The 2,807-nt window shown below is 63.4% G+C and carries 2 protein-coding genes; both read right to left on the bottom strand.

What is annotated here, in order from left to right; genetic code table 11:
• A partial coding sequence (locus ACFQUU_RS29140) for a molybdopterin cofactor-binding domain-containing protein (protein WP_382252116.1) occupies positions 1-1,324 on the bottom strand: 1,324 nt, incomplete at its 3' end.
• Between the two features lie 13 nt (positions 1,325-1,337).
• Positions 1,338-2,807: xanthine dehydrogenase small subunit (gene xdhA, locus ACFQUU_RS29135; protein ID WP_382252114.1), on the bottom strand; the 1,470-nt coding region annotated here is incomplete at its 5' end.

The raw sequence follows: 2,807 nt of genomic DNA, 5'->3' as shown, positions 1-2,807 counted from the left end.
CTTCCCGCCGTGCCCGGTAGTCGCTGCTCGCTTCGAGCTCACCGACCAGTTCATGGATCACGTTGTCAACCACCTTCTGCCCGTACTGGGTGACATTGCGCCCCTCGGCATCGTTGCGGCCGTAAAAGTTCAGCTTGCGCACGTCCAGCGCATCCTTGCCCAGGTTGCGCGCAATCTCGTCAATCACATACTCGATCGCAATCGCCCCCTGCGGTCCGCCAAAGCCGCGAAACGCGGTATTGGACTGGGTATTGGTCTTGCCGCACATGGCCACGATGTCCACATCCGACAGATAATACGCATTGTCAAAATGGCATACCGCCCTTGTGGCCACCGGACCCGACAGGTCGGCTGAATAACCGGCACGCGACACCATCTCGACCTTGGCGGCGACAATGCGGCCGTCATCGTCGTAACCGACTTCGTATTCATAATGGAAACAATGGCGCTTGCCGGTCACCAGCATGTCGTCATCGCGATCGGCACGCAGCTTGACCGGCCGCTTGAGCTGCGCCGCACAGATCGCCGCCACCGCCGCCCACAAGGCCGACTGCGATTCCTTGCCGCCAAAACCGCCCCCCATGCGCCGGCATTCCACCACCACATTGTGCGAATGCAAGCCCAGCGCATGCGCGACCACATGCTGCATTTCCGACGGATGCTGGGTCGAGCAGTACACCAGCATGCCACGGTCTTCCTTGGGCACCGCATACGAAATCTGGCCTTCCAGGTAAAACTGTTCCTGGCCGCCGACATACAACTCGCCCTTGACGGTATGCGGGGCGGCGTCGAATGCGCGCTTGAAGTCGCCGCGCGCCAGATGCATCGGCGGCAGCACGAACGACTGCGCCTGCTTGGCTTCCTGCGGTGTCAGGATGGCCGGCAATTCCTCATAGTCGACCTTTGCTTGCCGTGCCGCATAACGGGCATGGTCATGCGTATCGGCAACCACGACAAACATCGGCTGGCCGACATACTGGACCAGGCCATCGGCCAGGATCGGATCGTCATGGATGATCGGTCCGCAGTCATTGGTGCCGGGAATATCGGCAGCGGTATACACCGCCACCACGCCGGGCGCTGCCCTGACCGCGTCCAGATCGATCGCACGCACGCGCGCATGGGCCTGTTGCGACAGGCCCAGCGCCGCATGCAGGGTGCCCTGGATTTCGCCGATGTCATCGGTATAGGTGGCTTCGCCCAGCACATGCAGCACCGCCGATTCATGCGGGTGCTGCTTGCCGACTTCGGCCCAGTCGGCTGCGGTGGCGCTGTCGCTATTGGTGTCGGCCTGCTTGAGGAAGGCTTCGCTTTGTGTATTCATGATGTCTGGCTCCTTAGGCGCAGGCAAAGGCATTGACGGCGCTGGCCGGCAACGGCGCATCGGCGCGGGTTTCATACCAGAAGCGCTGCAGCAGGTTCTGCGCAGTCTTCATCCGGTAGGCGCTGGAGGCGCGCATGTCGGTCAGCGGCGCGTAGTCCTGCGCCAGCTGCGCCATCGCTGCCTTCACCGTGGCTTCATTCCATTCGTGGCCGACCAGCGCGGCTTCGGCCAGCGGCGCACGACGGGAAGTGGCCGCCATGCCGCCGTAGGCAATGCGGGCTTCACGCACGGTATTGCCCTCGAGCGTGATGGCGAACGCGGCGCAGACCGCCGAGATGTCCTGGTCGAAGCGCTTGGCCAGCTTGTAGGTGCGGAAATGGCGATTGGGCTGCGGCAGCGGAATGCGTACCGCTTCGACGAACTCGCCGCGCTGCAAGTCCTTCTTCTGGTAATCGAGATAAAACGCCTCGAGCGGCATGCTGCGCCGGCCACCCTTGCCGTTGAGCACGATCTCGCTGCCCAGCGCGATCAGCCACGGTGCGGAGTCGCCAATCGGCGAGCCGTTGGCCACATTGCCGCCCAGCGTGCCGGCATTGCGGATTGGCAGCGAGGCAAAGCGCTGCCACAGCTCGTTGAGCTCCTTGCCATAGTGCCGGCCGACGGCTGCATACGCGTCATTGAGCGTGACCGCCGCCCCGATGCTCAGCATGCCATCCTGCTCGGACACCTGCTGCAGTTCGGCGACCTGGTTGATATAGATGATGTCGCCGAGGTTGCGCATCTGCTTGGTCACCCACAGGCCGACATCGGTGGAGCCCGACAGCAGGGTGGCGTCGGGCTGGTCGGCGCGGATGGCAATCAGCTGCTCGAGCGTCTGGGGGATATGGAAGGACTGGCCGTCATGGGTATAGGTCAGCATGCCGGTGCGCTGGATGGCCTGCAGGGATGCGGCCAGCGCGTCGCGGTCGAACTGTGCCCTGGGCAGCTCCAGCATGCGGTGGGCGGCATCGATGATGGGGCGGTAGCCGGTGCAGCGGCACAGGTTGCCCGACAGGGTATCGTCGATTTCCTTGCGCGCCGGCGCGCAGCTCTGGCCTTCCTGTTTCAGGTACAGGCCCCACAGCGACATGACAAAGCCCGGCGTGCAAAAGCCGCATTGGGAGCCATGGCAGTCGACCATTGCCTGCTGCACCGGATGCAGCGCGCCGTTGGCCTGCTGCAGGTCTTCGACGGTAAACAGCGCCTTGCCGTCCAGGGTGGGGACGAACTGGATGCAGGAATTGACGGACTTGAGTTCGACGGTATTGCCCTTGAGCTCGCCGAGGACGACGGTGCAGGCGCCGCAATCGCCTTCGGCGCAGCCTTCCTTGGTGCCGGTGCAATGCTGGTCTTCACGCACATGCTGCAGGATCGTGCGCGTCGGCGATGCGTCGGCAATCGTCTGCACGGCGCCACGATAATAAAAACGTATGGGTTGGGACAT

Source organism: Herbaspirillum sp. GCM10030257, assembly GCF_042666555.1.
Classification (GTDB): domain Bacteria; phylum Pseudomonadota; class Gammaproteobacteria; order Burkholderiales; family Burkholderiaceae_D; genus Noviherbaspirillum.
This window is presented reverse-complemented; position numbering and strand designations above follow the sequence as displayed.